Source organism: Streptomyces mesophilus, assembly GCF_011044995.1.
GTDB classification, from domain to species: domain Bacteria; phylum Actinomycetota; class Actinomycetes; order Streptomycetales; family Streptomycetaceae; genus Streptomyces; species Streptomyces mesophilus.
Genome location: NZ_JAAKZW010000188.1, coordinates 1 through 16,649 on the forward strand (window position 1 = coordinate 1; position 16,649 = coordinate 16,649).

10 protein-coding genes are annotated in these 16,649 nt (G+C 70.6%); 6 read left to right on the forward strand and 4 right to left on the reverse strand.

Annotated elements, in window-relative coordinates:
* Positions 1 to 122: 122 nt before the first annotated feature.
* From G6045_RS30950 to G6045_RS30960, 3 genes are all read right to left on the reverse strand, one after another.
* Positions 123 to 803: a hypothetical protein gene (locus G6045_RS30950; RefSeq protein WP_165335472.1), complete on the reverse strand. Its 681-nt coding sequence runs from the start codon at positions 801 to 803 to the stop codon at positions 123 to 125.
* Positions 804 to 881: 78 nt separating this feature from the next.
* Positions 882 to 4,397: an ATP-dependent helicase gene (locus G6045_RS30955; protein WP_165335473.1), complete on the reverse strand. Its 3,516-nt coding sequence runs from the start codon at positions 4,395 to 4,397 to the stop codon at positions 882 to 884.
* A gap of 245 nt (positions 4,398 to 4,642) precedes the next feature.
* Positions 4,643 to 5,029, reverse strand: coding sequence for an MGMT family protein (locus tag G6045_RS30960; RefSeq protein WP_328707962.1), 387 nt, complete (start codon positions 5,027 to 5,029; stop codon positions 4,643 to 4,645).
* 170 nt (positions 5,030 to 5,199) lie between these two features.
* On the opposite strand from G6045_RS30960, the gene G6045_RS30965 reads away from it, so the two are divergent.
* Complete coding sequence (locus G6045_RS30965) at positions 5,200 to 7,995, forward strand: lysylphosphatidylglycerol synthase transmembrane domain-containing protein (protein ID WP_328707963.1); 2,796 nt, start codon at positions 5,200 to 5,202, stop codon at positions 7,993 to 7,995.
* On the opposite strand, the gene G6045_RS30970 is transcribed toward G6045_RS30965, so the two are convergent.
* Complete coding sequence (locus G6045_RS30970; protein ID WP_328707964.1) at positions 7,992 to 8,783, reverse strand: YwiC-like family protein; 792 nt, start codon at positions 8,781 to 8,783, stop codon at positions 7,992 to 7,994. The two genes, G6045_RS30965 and G6045_RS30970, sit on opposite strands and share 4 nt — an antisense overlap.
* A gap of 132 nt (positions 8,784 to 8,915) precedes the next feature.
* Here G6045_RS30970 and G6045_RS30975 point away from each other — a divergent pair, with 132 nt between their 5' ends.
* The 5 genes from G6045_RS30975 to G6045_RS30995 all read left to right on the forward strand — a co-directional run.
* Positions 8,916 to 12,581: a nitrate reductase subunit alpha gene (locus G6045_RS30975; protein WP_165335476.1), complete on the forward strand. Its 3,666-nt coding sequence runs from the start codon at positions 8,916 to 8,918 to the stop codon at positions 12,579 to 12,581.
* A 3-nt stretch (positions 12,582 to 12,584) separates the two neighbouring features.
* On the forward strand, positions 12,585 to 14,120 hold the full coding sequence (gene narH / locus G6045_RS30980) for a nitrate reductase subunit beta (RefSeq protein ID WP_165335477.1): 1,536 nt from the start codon (positions 12,585 to 12,587) through the stop codon (positions 14,118 to 14,120).
* Positions 14,117 to 14,794, forward strand: a complete 678-nt coding sequence (gene narJ / locus G6045_RS30985; RefSeq protein WP_165335478.1) for a nitrate reductase molybdenum cofactor assembly chaperone — start codon at positions 14,117 to 14,119, stop codon at positions 14,792 to 14,794. The genes narH and narJ overlap by 4 nt, the downstream gene beginning before the upstream one ends.
* Positions 14,794 to 15,522: a respiratory nitrate reductase subunit gamma gene (narI, locus tag G6045_RS30990; protein WP_165335479.1), complete on the forward strand. Its 729-nt coding sequence runs from the start codon at positions 14,794 to 14,796 to the stop codon at positions 15,520 to 15,522. The genes narJ and narI overlap by 1 nt, the downstream gene beginning before the upstream one ends.
* On the forward strand, positions 15,519 to 16,649 hold a 1,131-nt coding region (locus G6045_RS30995), incomplete at its 3' end, for a TIGR04053 family radical SAM/SPASM domain-containing protein (RefSeq protein ID WP_328707965.1). The genes narI and G6045_RS30995, both read left to right, overlap by 4 nt.

Below are 16,649 nucleotides of genomic sequence, written 5' to 3' on the forward strand. Positions count from 1 at the left end.
GGTGGGCGCCTGCGGCGGGCCTTTCTCCCCGACCCGCCCCTTCCCGAAACCGGGGCTCCGCCCCAGGCCCCGCATCCGAACTTCGTTCGGATCTGCTCAAACGCCGCAGGGGCTGAGGCTGCTCAGGCGCCGGGCTTGCCCGGGACCACCTCCGACATCGGTGGGGCCTTCACCTCGATGCGCTCGTCGAAGGAAGAGAACGTCGCCGTGTTCTTCGCGGCGCCCTGCGCCTCGATCCGCAGGACGTACGGCTTGCCCTCCGCCGCCACGTGCACCGTGACCTGGTTGCCCTGCTCCGACTTCGTCAGCGTCGCCGTCCGGTGGCCGTCGACCGAGGAGTCCGCACCGCGCGACGACCCCTTGAGCGCCTCCGGTGTGAACAGCGACTCGATCCGGCAGGTCGTGTCCTTGGCCTTGTCGGGGGACTTCACCCAGCGGCCCTGAGCCGCCTTCGCCGCCGCCTCGCCGCCGAGCACCATCTTCATGAACTCGGGCCCGCCCTTCGAGTACGACGTCCCGTCGACGGTGACCGACTCGACCTGCCCCACCATCGGGAGGTCCATCTTCGTCCGGCACTTCCCGCTCTCGGCGACCTCCATGGTCACCTTGGTGCGCTGGCCCCGCTCCTCGCCGTCGGTGGCGAGGCGGAACGACTTCGCGGACTTCATGGCCGCGGTCGCCTCGTCCGCGATCGTGCCGGCGCTCTTGCCGTCGAAGCTCTGCTCACCGCCGCCGCTCGAACAGCCGGCCAGGGCGACCCCGACGATGCCGACCACGGCGAGCGACTTTCCGTACAAGCGCATTGCGTCATTCCTCCCGTTATGTGATCCCAGACACTCGGACCCTAACGGGCGCAGAGCGGGCACAACGGACGCACACGCTCACTCGACGATGTGCCGCCCCTCCGGACGTGCGCTGCACGACGCCTGGAACGAGCAGTGGGTGCAGTGCTGTCCGGCCGACGGCCTGAAGCGTTCGTCGAGGACCTTGCCGGCCGCGTTCGCGAGCAGGTCGCCGACCCATTCGCCTTCGTTGAGGGGGCCCTGTGCCTGGACTCTCGGGAGCGCCTCGCCACCGTCCTTCTTCGGCGCGGGCTGGCGCAGCTGGACGAGCTCCGCGCCGCCCGGCAGCGGCCGCTCCCCGTCGAAGACCTCGTCGAGGGCACCCTCGCGGACCGCCAACTGGTAGACGGCGAGCTGCGGGTGGCGCTCCACCTCGGCCGCGGTCGGCGCGTTCTTGCCGGTCTTGAAGTCGACGACGTACGCACGGCCCTGCGCGTCGGTCTCCACGCGGTCCATGGAGCCGCGGATGCGGACCTCCATGTCGCCCGTCTCCAGGGTCACGTCGAATCCGTGCTCGCTCGCGACCGGCGTACGCGTCGCGTTGGAGTCGACATGCCAGCGCAGGAAGCGCTCCAGGGCCACACGCGCGTTCTGCTTCTCCTGCGCGGACTTCCACGGTGCGTCGAAGGACAGCCCGTCCCATACGGAGTCGAGCCGGGCCATGAGCACGTCGAGGTCGGCGGGTGTACGGCCGGAGGCGACCTCGTCGGCGAGGACGTGCACCACGTTGCCGAAGCCCTGCGCGGCGGTCGCGGGGGCGTCGGCCTTCACCTCGCGGCCGAGGAACCACTGGAGCGAGCAGGTGTTGGCCAGCTGGTCGAGCGCGCTGCCGGAGAGCGCGACCGGGTGGTCGCGGTCGCGCAGCGGGAGCTTGCTGTGGGTGGGCTCGTACATGCCCCACCAGCGGTACGGGTGCGCCGACGGTACGAGGGGGCGGCCGTCCTCGTCGCTGAGCGCGGCGAGCCTGGCCAGGCGTACGGCGGCGGCCTCGCGCAGTTCCTCGGAGGCGCGCGGGTCCACGGTCGTCGCACGCAGCTCGGCGACCAGGGAGGCGACGGACAGGGGGCGGCGCGGGCGGGACGTGATGTCCTTGGCCTCGACGCCGAGTTCGGTGAGGAAGCGGGAGGGCTGGTCGCCGTCCTCCGCGGGCGCCTTCACCGCGGTGACGACCAGGCGTTCGCGGGCGCGGGTCGCGGCCACGTAGAAGAGGCGGCGCTCCTCGGCGAGCAGGGCGCCCGGCGTGAGCGGTTCGGCGAGGCCGTCGCGGCCGATCCGGTCGGCTTCGAGCAGGGAGCCGCGGCGCCGCAGATCGGGCCAGAGCCCCTCCTGCACTCCGGCGACCACGACGAACCGCCACTGAAGGCCCTTGGAACGGTGGGCGGTCATCAGCCGTACGGCATCGGGCCTGACCGTCCGCTTGGTGAGGGTGTCCGCGGCGATGTCCTCGGCCTCGGCCTCCTCCAGGAAGTTGAGCGCACCGCGCCCGCCCGTGCGCTCCTCGGCGCGCGCCGCGGTCGCGAACAGGGCGCACACGGCGTCCAGATCACGGTCCGCGTTCCGCCCGGCGGCGCCGCCCCGGTACGAGGCGCGCTCCAGGCGGGCCGGCCACGGGGTCCCGTCCCACAGCTCCCACAGCGCGTCCTCGGCGGTGCCGCCTCCTGCGAGCAGTTCGCGCGTCTTGAGCAGCAGCGCGCCAAGACGCTGGGCTCCCTTCGCGTACGCGGGGTCGTGCGCGGCGAGCCGCTCGGGCTCGGCGAGCGCGCGGGCGAGCAGCTCGTCGGAGGGCCGCGGCGTGCGGTTGCCGCCGGCCCGTTCCTCGTCGCGCAGGGCGCGGCCGAGCCGGCGCAGGTCGGCGGGGTCCATGCCGGCGAGCGGGGAGGTGAGCAGGGTGAGGGCGGTCTCGGTGGAGAGCCAGGAAGGGGTCACGTCATCGCCGGCGGACGGTTCGTCACCGGTCACGTCACCACCGGCGGACGGTTCGTCGCCGGGCGTCTCGCCTTCCGCGGTCGCCTCGTCCTCCGCCGTCTCGCCTTCCGCGGTCGCCTCGTCCTCCGCCGTCTCCCCGTCCACGGCTCCGTCTTCCCCTACGCCTGCGTCCCCCCGTACGCCGTCATCGCCATCACCCTGATCACGACCGTCACCACCGCCCTCGCGCTCCGCGAGCACCCCCTCCGCCACCGCCCGCAGCGCGAGCAGCAGCGTCGCGACCGCCGGTTCGTGGCGCAGGGCCAGGTCGTCGCCGTCTATCTCCAGGGGGACACCGGCCGCGGTGAGCGTCCGGCGGACGCCCGGGATGGTGCGGGCGCCCGCACGCACCAGGACCGCCATCTCCGACCACGGGATGCCGTCCTCCAGATGCGCGCGGCGCAACAGGTCGGCGATGTTGTCGAGTTCGGTGCCGGGGGTCGGATACGTGTAGACCTCGACGCCGCCGCCCTCGCTTACGGCCGCAAGCTCGCGGTGGCGGCGGACCTTCTCGACGGGCAGCCGCGGCAGGGGCATCCGGCGGGTGATGAGACGGGTCGCGGCCAGGAGCGCGGCACCCGAGCGGCGGGAGGTCGTGAGGACCTCGACGGGGGCCGGGCGTCCGTCCTTACGGGGAAAGGCGTCCGGGAAGTCGAGGATGCCGTTCACGTCCGAGCCGCGGAAGGCGTAGATCGACTGGTCCGGGTCGCCGAACGTGACCAGGGTGCGGCCGTCGCCCGCGAGCGCCTCCAGCAAACGCACCTGGGAGGGGTCGGTGTCCTGGTACTCGTCGACGAACACCGCGTCGTAACGCATCGACAGCTGCGCGGCGACGTCCGGGCGGCGGGCGAGCAGGACCGCGCGGTGGACGAGTTCCGCGTAGTCGAGGACGCCCTGCGCGTCGAGCACGTCGAGGTACTCGGCGAGGAAGCCGGCCGCCGCGTGCCAGTCGGGGCGGCCGATACGGCGGGCGAAGTCGGCGAGCGCGTCCGGGCCGAGGCCCAGTTCGCGGCTGCGGGCGAGCACCGCGCGGACCTCGTCGGCGAAGCCGCGGGTGGTCAGGCAGGCGCGCAGGTCCTCGGGCCAGCGGATCCGGGCGTGGCCCTCGGCCGCCAGTTCCAGCTCGCCTTCGAGCAGTTCGCGGACCATCACGTCCTGCTCGGGTCCGGACAGCAGCCGCAGCGGATTGACGAACAGGTCCACATCCTGGTGGGCGCGGACCAGGGCGTAACAGAAGGAGTGGAACGTGGAGGCCTGCGGCGCCCGTACGCCGCCGATCCTGAGCGCCATCCGGTCGCGCAGTTCGACGGCGGCCTTGCGGCTGAAGGTGAGGACCAGGATCCGCTCGGGGTCCGTGCCCTCCTCGACGCGCCGGGTGACGGCCTCGACCAGCGTGGTGGTCTTGCCGGTGCCGGGACCCGCGAGAACGAGAAGCGGTCCGCCCTCATGGTCAACCACCGCGCGCTGAGCTGCGTCCAGACCAGGGGGATCCACACGCGGCGGCCGGGTACGCACCAGGCGGTACGCACCGTGGGTCCCCGGACGCGTCAGAGCGTCCGGAGTGCGCCGTTCGGAAGTGGAGGAGCTCACGTGGATCGCCGGTCCTGGTGGGTGTACGTGGTGGAAAGCGGTGGCGGTGCCCAGGTGTGGACGCCGGGGCTGCCGGGTGCGGTGGCGGCACGGTGACTGCCGCGCCCGACGCTACGCGAGTGCGGAGGCGGGTCTCGCCGCTTCCCGTGGTTGCTGCCCTTGGCCTGCGCGAACGCCGTATCCTGGCCCCGCTTCCCCCGGACGGGCCCGCCATCGCCCCTGAGGCGCGCGGATGTCGGAAGCTGTCATGTGTGAGTGGGCCCCTCAGGCTGCGCGCCGTCCCAGCGCGCCCGCCGCATGTCGAGCCGTTGGCCGCCGTCCGCGGCCGTCCGCAGCGGTGTGGCCTCCACCCGGTACCGCTCGAGCGCGCGCCGCTCGTGCCCGGGCAGCAGCACCCCGTCCGAGCGCACCACACGCCACCACGGGACCGCGCCGCCGTAGAGCGCCATCGCGCGGCCGACCTGCCGGGGACCGCCCTCGCCGAGCCACTCGGCGACATCGCCGTACGTCATGACGCGGCCGGGCGGGATCTGCTCGGCGACCTCGAGCACGCGCTCGGCGTACTCGGGGATCTCAGGGATCTCAGGGATCTCAGGGATCGCGTGGATCTCAGGGGGCCGCTGCTCGCTCATCCGCTCCATGGTGCCGTACGCCACCGACAGTCCGACGGGTCCGTGGCGACGGGTGCCGGGCGGCACGGGCCGGGCAAACTCTCACAACACCGGCACGCGGTGTCTCCTGATTGCACCCTGATGCCCCCTGACGTCGGTGGCTCATGCCACCATCATCCGGGCGGTGACTGGTGATACGAGATCAAAAAGCGACGGATTCCGAAGGTACGCAGGGAGCGGACCCCTTGAAGGGCGAAAGCTCCGCTGCCGCTTCGTCGCACCCTGACGACGTGTCGCCGCGCCCGCGCCCGTACGAAAGCAATGGCGCGGCCACCGACGCGGACCACGGAGATCGCGCCGCCACCGACGCGGACCAGCGCGATCACCACGAGCACGCGCCGGCCGAGGGGAACGTCGACCGGGTCGAGGGCGACGAGCCGCTGCTGCCCGCCCGTGTGCACCGGCCCTCGGACCTGATGCGGCTGCTCGTCGGGATCCTGGCGATCGCGCTCCTTCTCTCCATCGCCGCGTTCGCGCACGGCACCACGAGCGGCCTCGAGGACGACATCTACAAGCGGACCGGGACGGCTCCCGATCTGCTGATCAAGTTCGCGGGTCTGGCGTCCAGCATCGCGGTGCTGCTCGTCCCCGTGGCGTTCGCCATCGAGCGGCTGATCAAACGGGACGGCCTGCGGATCGCCGACGGTGTGCTCGCGGCCGTGCTCGCCCACGGCGTCACCCTGGCCACCGATCTCTGGGTCGCGCAGGCCGCGCCCGAATCCGTACGGGACGCCCTGACCCGCCTCAACGACGCGGGGCAGCTGACCGATCCCGTGCACGGCTATCTCGCGCCGGTGATCGCGTACATGATGGCGGTCGGTCTGTCCCGGCGGCCGCGCTGGCGCGTACTGCTGTGGGCGGTGCTGCTGCTCGACGCGGTGTCGATGCTGGTCGCCGGGTACACCACGCCGTTCTCGATCATCCTGACCGTGCTCATCGGCTGGTCCGTCGCGTACGGAACGCTGTACGCGGTCGGTTCGCCCAACGTGCGGCCCACCGCGCAGAACCTCCTGAGCGGTCTGCGCCATGTCGGCTTCAAGCCGGTGAGCGCGGCGCGCGCCGAGGAGACCTCGGACGCGCCGGACAGCGGCGACCGGGGCCGGCACTACTTCGTGACGCTTGAGGACGGGCCGCCGCTCGACATCACGGTGGTCGACCGCGAGCAGCAGGCGCACGGCTTCTTCTACCGGGTGTGGCGGCGTCTGACGCTGCGCTCGCTGACCACCCGCCGCTCGCTTCTGTCACTGCGGCAGGCCCTCGAACAGGAGGCGCTGCTCGCGTACGCGGCGATCGCCGCGGGTGCCAACGCGCCCAAGCTGATCGCCACGTCCGAGCTGGGCCCGGACGCCGTGATGCTCGTGTACGAGCACACCGGCGGGCGCAGACTCGACTCGCTCGACGACGACGCCATCACCGACGGCCTGATGCGGGACACCTGGCGGCAGGTGCAGGCGCTTCAGTCGCGGCGGATCGCGCACAGGCGGCTGGCCGGCGACGCGATCTTGGTGGATCGTTCCGGCAAGGTGATCATCACGGATCTCCGGGGCGGCGAGATCGCGGCCGGTGACCTGCTGCTCCGTATGGACATCGCGCAGCTCCTGACGACGTTCGGGCTGCGGGTCGGGGCCGAGCGGGCCGTCGCCGGGGCGGTCGAGGTGCTCGGCGGGGACACGGTCGCGGACTGTCTGCCGCTGCTTCAGCCGATCGCGCTGTCGCGCTCGACGCGGGCGATCCTGCGCAGGCTCGGCCGCGAGCGGGCGGAGCGGGAGCGGGAGGCGGTCCTTGATGCCTCGCGGCATGCGAAGGAGGCACGGGCCTCCGGCGAGGGCGACGCCGACACCTCGCTGCACAAGGCCAGCAAGGCCGAGCGGCAGGCGGAGAAGCGGGCGATCGACGAGGCCGTCGAGGAGACCCGTGAGGACGACCTGCTCACCCAGATCCGCCACCAGGTGCTCAGCATCCGTCCGCAGGCGCCGGTCGAACCGGCCCAGTTGGAGCGGATCAAGCCGCGCACGCTGATCAGCTGGATCGCGGGGGCGATCGCGGCGTACTTCCTCATGGGGCAGCTGACCGAGTTCGAGTTCGCGCGGCTCGAGAACGCGGAGTGGGGCTGGGTGGCGGCCGCGGTCGCGTTCTCCATGCTCAGTTATGTGGCCGCGGCCATGAGCCTGCTCGGTTTCGTACCGGAGCGTGTGCCCTTCCTGAGGACCATCGCGGCACAGGTGGCCGGGTCCTTCGTGAAGATCGTGGCGCCGGCCGCGGTCGGCGGCGTGGCGCTCAACACGCGCTTCCTGCAGCGGGCCGGGGTGCGCTCCGGGCTCGCGGTGGCGAGCGTCGGGGCCTCACAGCTGTTCGGCCTCGGGTCGCACATTCTGCTGCTCCTGACGTTCGGCTATCTGACCGGCACGGAGAACAAGGCGGATTTCACACCGTCCCGTGCGGTGATCGCCGGACTGCTCACCGTCGCCGTGCTCGTGCTCGTGGTGACCGCGGTGCCGTTCCTGCGGAAGTTCCTGTCCACGCGCGTGCGGTCGCTGTTCGCGGGGGTCGTGCCGCGCATGCTGGATGTGCTGCAGCGACCGCAGAAGCTGCTCACGGGGATCGGCGGGATGCTGCTTCTGACGGCGTCCTTCGTGATGTGCCTGTACGCGTGTCTGGTGGCCTTCGGGGCGGACGCGACCTCGGTCAGCCTGGCGGGGGTCGCGGTGGCGTTCCTCGTGGGCAACGCCGCCGGGTCGGCGGCGCCGACGCCTGGTGGTGTGGGGGCGGTGGAGATCGCTATCTCCACGCTGCTGGTGCCGCTCGCCGGCGTGCCCATCGAGATCGCCACTCCCGCGGTGCTGCTCTACCGGTTGCTGACCCTGTGGCTTCCGGTGCTTCCGGGATGGCTGGCGTTCAATCACCTGACCCGCAAGGGCGCGCTCTAGAACGCCAGGAGCAACGTCACAAGGAGCGCCACCGACCCCATGACCTCGATCGCGCCCACCACCGGCACCTTCACGCCCCGGCCCGGCAGCACGAGGGCCCGTACGAGATAGGCGGCGAACGGGAGCGCGAGCCAGGGGCTCAGCAGGGCGGCCGCGGGGATCGCGAGTGCGTGGTAGGTCACCGAACCCCGGTAGTAAGTCCGGGAGTTGCGCTCGCGGATCATCGTCTTCACGTACGGGACCGTGCCCGCGAAGTAGAGGAGACAGGCGAGCGCCGGGCCGAGCGCGCCCCAACTGCCCTCCCCCAGGCGGTAGGTGACCAGGAGCATGCCGCACGCCGGGACCACCGCGAGCAGGCCGTTGACCAGCGCGCGCTCCTTGTTGCGCCGCGCGTACCAGGTATTGGCCGCCACGAAGGGGACGGCGACCAGGCAGGCGGCCAGGAGCCACGGGTACCGGTACGCCAGCGGGAGCCCGAGCACGGCGAACGCGGCGCCGAAGACAAGCGCCGGGCGGATATGGCGGCGCGGCGCCTTCGGGTTGCGGGAGAGGCGCGACAGACGCAGCCACTGCTGGGCGTGGTACGTCGCCATATAGCCGAGCAGCCAGGCCGCCAGGAGCGGCAGGTGCGCCCACCGCGGTGAGCCCAGGAGCGTACCCGCGAGGAACGGCACCGCGAGCATCGCCCACGCACCGTGCTGATCCGGCAGCCAGCGACCGCGGCTGCGACTGCGACTGCGACCGCGGCTCACAAAACCCTCCCGACTCCGGAATGTTGACCCCTCCACCCTCGCAGGGCGGGTCCTGGGGAAGTCAGGGAAGAGGTCCCGGCCGTAGGGGACCTCTGTCACCACAAGTGCCCGAAATGCAGGCATAGCCTCGGATCAAGCCAATTCCACAGGTGTCCGGAGGGACGAGGCGTGCAGCAGGACAGCAAGAGCGCTGCCGAAGCATTGATCAAGGCCGGTGGTTTCTTCCGCCGCTCCGACGTGTCCCAGGTGTCGGAGGACCTGCGCACCATCACGCATACCGGCGGCCGCGCCGCCGAGGTCTTCTACCGTGACCGCTGGAGCCACGACAAGGTCGTCTATTCGACGCACGGCGTGAACTGCACCGGATCGTGCCGCTGGAAGGTGTACGTCAAGGACGGCATCATCACCTGGGAGACCCAGGCCACGGATTATCCGTCGACCGGCCCCGACCGTCCCGAATACGAGCCGCGCGGATGCCCGCGCGGGGCTTCCTTCTCCTGGTACTCGTATTCGCCGACGCGCGTGCGCTATCCGCTGGTCCGCGGCACGCTCCTGGAGATGTACCGCGAGGCGAAGAAGCGCCTCAAGGACCCGGTGCTGGCCTGGGCCGACATCCAAAAGGACGACGAGCGCCGCCGTAAGTACCAGAAGGCGCGCGGCAAGGGCGGCCTGGTGCGGGCCACTTGGGAAGAGGCCACGGAGATCGCCGCGGCCGCCCATGTGCACACCATCAAGAATTACGGGCCCGACCGCGTGGCCGGATTCTCGCCGATTCCCGCGATGTCGATGGCCTCGCACGCGGCCGGTGCGCGGTTCCATTCGCTGATCGGTGCGCCGATGCTCAGCTTCTACGACTGGTACGCGGATCTCCCGGTCGCATCCCCGCAGGTTTTCGGCGACCAGACGGACGTTCCGGAATCGGGTGACTGGTGGGACGCCGCGTATCTGATGATGTGGGGCTCCAATGTGCCGGTGACCCGCACCCCGGACGCGCACTGGATGGCCGAGGCCCGTTACCGCGGCCAGAAGGTCGTCACCGTGTCGCCGGATTTCGCGGACAACACCAAGTTCGCCGACGAGTGGATGCATCCGCACCCGGGGACGGACGGTGCGCTCGCTCTCGCCATGGGCCACGTCATCCTCAAGGAATTCTTCGTCGAGAAGAAGACGGAGTTCTTTGAGAATTACGTGCGGCAGTACACCGATCTGCCGTTCCTGATCACGCTCACGGAGAACGAACAGGGCCTCGTGCCCGGCAAGTTCCTCAATGCCGAAGACCTCGGCCACGACACCGAGAACGCCGCGTGGAAGACCGTGCTCCTCGACGACGTGACCGGCGAACTCACCGTCCCCAACGGCACGCTGGGCCACCGCTGGGGCAAGAACGAGACGCCCGAGTGGAACCTCGACCTCGGCGACACCGTGCCCCGGCTCACCCTCGTCGACCACGCGGACGACCAAGTGACGGTCACCCTCCCCCGCTTCGACGAGGACGGCGTGATGCGCCGCGGCGTCCCCGTCCGCCGCGTAGGCGACCGGCTCGTCACCACCGTGTTCGACCTGCTGCTCGCCCAGTACGGCGTCGAGCGCCCCGGCCTGCCCGGCGAGTGGCCCACGTCGTACGAGGACACGCGGACCCCCGGCACCCCCGGCTGGCAGGAGACCCTCACCTCGGTCCCGGCGGCCCAAGCCACCCGTGTGGCAAGGGAGTTCGCGCAGACCGCCGTGGACTCCGAGGGCCGCTGCATGATCCTCATGGGCGCCGGAACCAACCACTGGTTCCACTCCGAGACGATCTACCGCGCCTTCCTCGCCCTGCTGACGATGACCGGCTGCCAGGGCCGCAACGGCGGCGGCTGGGGCCACTACGTCGGCCAGGAGAAGTGCCGTCCGGTCACCGGCTGGGCGACGCTCGCGAGCGCGTCCGACTGGGGCCGGCCGCCGCGCCACATGATCGGCGCGGGCTGGTTCTACCTGCACACCGACCAGTGGCGCTACGACAGCCTGCCCGCCGACGCCCTCGCCTCACCGCTCGGCGACGGCCGCTTCGCGGGCATGACCGGCGCCGACTGTCTGGCCGCCTCCGCGCGCATGGGCTGGATGCCCTCGTATCCGACCTTCGACCGCAACCCCCTGGAACTGGGCGAGGCGGCCGAGGACCCGGTCCAGCACACAGTGCAGCTGCTCAAGGACGGCGAGCTCGGCTTCGCCGGCGAGGATCCGGACGCGCCGGGCAACTGGCCGCGCGTGCTCAACGTATGGCGGGCGAATCTCCTCGGGTCGTCGTCCAAGGGCAACGAGTACTTCCTCAAGCACCTGCTCGGCACCCATTCCAACCTGCCCGAGGACGGGCCGCGTTGTGAGCCGCGGGACGTGACCTGGCACGAGGAGGACGTCGAGGGCAAGCTCGATCTGCTGCTCACCATGGACTTCCGGATGACCTCGACGACGCTGCTCGCCGATGTCGTCCTGCCGGCGGCCACCTGGTACGAGAAGCACGATCTGTCGTCCACCGACATGCATCCCTTCCTGCACGCGTTCACCCCGGCCGTGGACCCGCCCTGGCAGGCGCGCTCGGACTACGACGCGTTCCACGCGATAGCCAAGCGCTTCGGCGAACTGGCGAAGGAGCACCTGGGCGTCCGCAAGGACCTCGTCGCGACCGCGCTCCAGCACGACACCCCCGGCGGCGAGATGGCCCAGCCCGGTGGCGTGGCGCTCGACTGGTCGAAGGGCGAGTGCGAGCCCGTCCCGGGCCGGACTATGTACAACCTGACCGTCGTCGAGCGGGATTACGGCGCTGTCGGCGAGAAGTTCGCCGCGCTCGGCCCGCTGGTCGACACCCTGGGCGTGACCACGAAGGCGGTCACGTACGAGGTCGGCGAGGAAGTCGCGTATCTGAAGGAGAAGAACGGGGTCGTACGCGGCGGAGTGGCCGCGGGACGCCCGCGGCTCGACACCGCACAGCGGGCCTGCGAGGCGATCCTCCAGCTCTCCGGCACCTCCAACGGGCGCCTGGCCACCCAGGGTTTCCACACCCTGGAGAAGTCCACCGGGCAGGAGATGGCGCATCTCGCCGCCGAGGCCGAGGGCAAGCGGATCACGTTCGCCGACACGCAGGCCCGTCCCGTGCCGGTCATCACCAGCCCCGAGTGGTCCGGCAGCGAGTCCGGCGGCCGGCGCTACACGGCGTTCACCGTGAACACCGAGCACCTCAAGCCCTGGCACACCCTCACCGGGCGCCAGCACTTCTTCCTCGACCACGACTGGATCCACGAGGTCGGCGAATCGATGCCGGTGTACAAGCCGCCGCTGGACATGAACAAGCTGTACGGGGAGCCGAAGCTCGGTCAGGTCGACTCCGCCTCCGGTGAAAAGTCCGTCGCCGTGCGGTACTTGACCCCGCACAACAAGTGGGCGATCCACAGCCAGTACCAGGACAACCTGTACATGATGACGCTCGGCCGCGGCGGTCAGACGGTGTGGATGTCGCCGCAGGACGCCGAGTCCATCGGGGTCGCGGACAACGACTGGATCGAGGCCGTCAACCGCAACGGTGTGGTCACGGCCCGCGCGATCGTCTCGCACAAGATGCCGCCGGGCACGGTCTACATGAACCACGCGCAGGAGCGCACGGTCGGCGTCCCGAAGACGGAGAAGACCGGCAGGCGCGGCGGTATCCACAACTCGCTGACCCGGATCATGCTCAAGCCCACCCATCTCGTGGGCGGCTACGCCCAGTTGACCTGGGCCTTCAACTACCTCGGCCCGACCGGCAACCAGCGCGACGAGGTGACGGTCATCCGCCGCCGCGACCAGAAGGTGGAGTACTGATACATGCGCGTCATGGCTCAAGTCGCGATGGTCATGAACCTCGACAAGTGCATCGGCTGCCACACCTGCTCGGTCACCTGCAAGCAGGCGTGGACCAACCGCAAGGGCACCGAATACGTCTGGTTCAACAACGTCGAGACGCTGCCCGGCCAGGGCTACCCCCGGCGCTGGGAGGACCAGGAGAAGTGGAAGGGCGGCTGGGAGCGCACCCGTTCGGGACGGCTGCGGCTCAAGGCCGGCGGCAAGGCGAAGCGCCTCGGGCAGATCTTCGCCAACCCGGAGATGCCTCAGATCGAGGACTACTACCAGCCCTGGACGTACGAGTACAAGAACCTCACCGAGGCCCCGGCCGGCGACGACATGCCCGTCGCCCGGCCCGTCTCGCAGGTCACCGGTGAGCCGATCGACAAGATCGAGTGGGGTCCCAACTGGGAGGACAACCTGGGCGGCGGACCCGAGCACGCCGTCAAGGACCCGCTCGTCGAGAAGGTCAACACCATCCGCGACCAGGTCGGCGAGCAGATCCGCATGGAGTTCGAGCAGAGCTTCATGTTCTATCTGCCGCGCGTGTGCGAGCACTGCCTCAACCCGGCCTGTGTGTCCGCCTGCCCGTCCGGCGCGATGTACAAGCGCGTCGAGGACGGCATCGTCCTGGTCGACCAGGACCAGTGCCGCGGCTGGCGGATGTGCGTGTCCTCCTGCCCGTACAAGAAGGTCTACTTCAACCACTCCACCGGCAAGGCCGAGAAGTGCACCTTCTGCTTCCCGCGCGTCGAGGTCGGCCTTCCGACCGTGTGCTCGGAGACCTGTGTCGGGCGGATGCGCTATCTCGGCGTGATGCTGTACGACGCGGACAAGGTCACCGAGGCCGCGGCGGTCGAGGACGAACAGGACCTGTACCCCGCCCAGTTGGGTGCGTTCCTCGACCCGCACGACCCGGCCGTGATCGCCGCAGCCCGCGCGAACGGCATCACGGACGAGTGGCTCGACGCCGCCCGCCGCTCCCCCATCTACGACCTGATCTGCACCTACCAGGTCGCGCTGCCGCTGCACCCGGAGTACCGCACCATGCCCATGGTCTGGTACGTCCCGCCGCTCTCCCCGGTCGTCGACGCGGTCGCCGCGACCGGCAGCGACGGCGAGGACGCGGGCAATCTGTTCGGCGCCATCGACGCGATGCGCATCCCGGTCGAGTACCTGGCGGAGCTGCTCGCGGCCGGTGACACGTACGTCGTCGACGCGGTCCTTCGCCGGATGGCCGCGATGCGCGCGTACATGCGCCGGGTCAATCTGAAGCAGCCGCGCGACGAGTCGATCGCGGCCGCCGTCGGGCTGACCGGCGAGGAGATCGAGGACATGTTCCGGCTGCTCGCGATCGCCAAGTACGAGGACCGGTATGTGATTCCGACGGCGGCGCGCGCCGACGCGGACGCGCTGGCCGACACGCATCCGCTCGACGACTCGTGCCCTGTCTCTGCCCAAGCGCTGGGCGGCAGCCGCCCGCTGCTCAACCTCTCCCCGACGCGGAGGAGTGCATGACCCCCGATGCGCTGGTACGCCTGGTCGCCGGACGACTTCTCCAGTACCCCGACGCACGCCTGCACGAGGAGCTCCCGCGGTTCGAGGCGGCCCTCACCGGGGCGGCCCCCGAACCGGCCCGACTCCTCGCCGAATTCCTCGCGTACGCACGCGTGACGCCGGAACTGGAACTCGCCGCGCACTACGGCGACGTCTTCGACACCCGTAACCGCCGCTGCCTCTACCTCACGTGGTGGACGGACGGCGACACCCGCAACCGCGGTCTGTCCCTGGTCCGCATGAAGCGCATCTACCGCGACTTCGGCCTGGAGTTCGCGAGCGATGAACTGCCTGACTTCCTGCCCGTGGCCCTGGAGTTCGCGGCCCTGCATCCCGAGGCCGGCACCCTGCTCCTCGAAGAGCACCGGGCCGGGCTCGAACTGCTCCGCCTCGCCGTGACCGCCGCCGACACCCCGTACGCCCGAGTCCTCGAAGCGGTCTGCGCCACGCTGCCCGGGCCCTCGCCCGAGACCAAGGCCGAGGCGAAGGCGCTCGCCAAGCGCGGGCCGAAGCACGAGAGCGTCGGGCTCTCGGATCCGCTCGAACCCTTCGGGCCGGGAGTCGAACTCCCTTGGCCCACCACCCGCCTGGAAACTCCGGAACGTCCGGTGACTCCGGAAAGGACGCCGGCCTGATGGACCTGATCCTGTGGGGAGCCTTCCCCTATGTCGTCGTGGTGCTGCTGGTCTCCGGGCTGATCTGGCGGGCGCGCTACGACAAGTTCGGCTGGACCACGCACTCCACGCAGGTGCACGAATCGCGTCTGCTGCGGATCGGCTCGCCGCTGTTCCACTTCGGGATGGCGTTCGTGGTCGTCGGGCATGTGGTCGGGCTCCTGATCCCCAAGACCTGGACCGACGCGGTGGGGCTCAGCGACCACACGTACCACCTGCTCGCCGTCTCCACGGGGTCGGTCGCGGGTGTCGCGGCGGCCGTGGGCATCGGCATCCTGGTCTACCGCCGCTTCAAGGTGCCCGCCGTGCGGCAGGCGACGCTGAAGAGCGACCACCTGATGTACACGTTCCTGCTCGGCGCGATGGCGCTCGGGATCGTGGCCACGCTGCTCAACTCGACCGGCGCGACCGGCGATTACAACTACCGCGAGGGCGTCTCGCTGTGGTTCCGTTCCCTGTTCACCTTCCAGCCGGATTACGCGCTGATGGGCCAGGCCCCGGTCGCCTTCCAGCTGCATGTGCTGTTCGGCCTCGGTCTCTTCCTCCTCATCCCCTTCTCGCGCCTGGTCCACATGTTCAGCGCCCCGCTGAAGTACCTCTTCCGCCCGTACGTGGTCTACCGCAGCCGCGACCCGCAGCAGCTCGCGCACCGTCCGTCGCGGCGCGGCTGGGAGAAGGTCGGCTCGTGAAGGGCGTCGTCCGCACCCCGCGCCACTCGGTCGGCGAGCGGCCGTTCATCGTCATCTGGGAGGCGACGCGCGCCTGCCCCCTGGCGTGCCTGCACTGTCGCGCCGAGGCCCAACTCACCTGCGACCCTGGCGAGTTGGACGGCGCGGACGCGCGCGCCCTCATGGACCAGATCGCGTCCTTCGGCAAACCGAGCCCGCTGTTCGTGATCACGGGCGGCGATCCGTTCCAGCGCGCGGACCTGTGCGAGCTCATCGCGTACGGGACCTCGCTCGGTCTCCGTATCGCGGTCTCGCCCTCCGGCACGCCCACCCTCACGTACGAGAATCTCGCGGCCGTACGGGAAGCGGGCGCCGTCGCCCTTTCGCTGTCCCTGGACGGCTCGACGGCCGCGCGGCACGACGCGTTCCGCGGCGTCGACGGGGTCTACGACTGGACGCTCGACGGCTGGCGGATGGCCCGCGAGCTCGGCCTCAAGGTGCAGATCAACACCACGGTCACCCGGGACAGCCTGCACGACCTGGCCGATATCGCGGCGGTCGTGAAGCGCGAGGGCGCGATGATCTGGAGCGGCTTCATCCTGGTCCCGACCGGGCGCGGCGAGCAGCTGGACTCCTTGACGCCCGCGGAGGTCGAGGACGTCCTGCACTTCCTCTACGACTGCGGCGCGGTCATGGCGACGAAGACCACGGAAGGCCACCACTTCCGGCGGATCGCCCTCCAGCGCACGGCCCTGGCCGAGCGCGGGGAGCAGCCGGTGACGGGCCCGCTGTACGCCTCGCTCATCGCCCGCGCCCGTGAGCTGGGCGTCTTCGACGGTGCGCGGCGGGCTGTACGCCGCCCTCCCATGGACGTGGGCTCGGGCCGCGGCTTCGTCTTCGTCTCGCACACGGGCGAGGTCCACCCCAGCGGGTTCCTGCCCCTGTCGGCGGGCAACGTCAAGAACCACCCGCTGCCGGACATCTACCGGGGTTCGGCCCTGTTCAACTCCCTCCGCGATCCGTCTCTTCTCGAGGGCAAGTGCGGCCGCTGCGAGTACAACACGGTGTGCGGCGGGTCGCGGTCGCGGGCGTACGCGATGACGGGGCGAACGCTGGCGGAGGACCCCTGGTGCGCTTACAGCCCACCC

What these genes read in the sequence shown, in the direction of transcription:
- G6045_RS30950 (WP_165335472.1), bottom strand. Translation starts at nt 803, where the DNA reads ATGCGCTTGTACGGAAAGTCGCTCGCCGTGGTCGGCATCGTCGGGGTC.
- narH (WP_165335477.1), top strand. Translation starts at nt 12,585, where the DNA reads ATGCGCGTCATGGCTCAAGTCGCGATGGTCATGAACCTCGACAAGTGC.
- narJ (WP_165335478.1), top strand. Translation starts at nt 14,117, where the DNA reads ATGACCCCCGATGCGCTGGTACGCCTGGTCGCCGGACGACTTCTCCAG.
- narI (WP_165335479.1), top strand. Translation starts at nt 14,794, where the DNA reads ATGGACCTGATCCTGTGGGGAGCCTTCCCCTATGTCGTCGTGGTGCTG.
- G6045_RS30960 (WP_328707962.1), bottom strand. Translation starts at nt 5,029, where the DNA reads ATGAGCGAGCAGCGGCCCCCTGAGATCCACGCGATCCCTGAGATCCCT.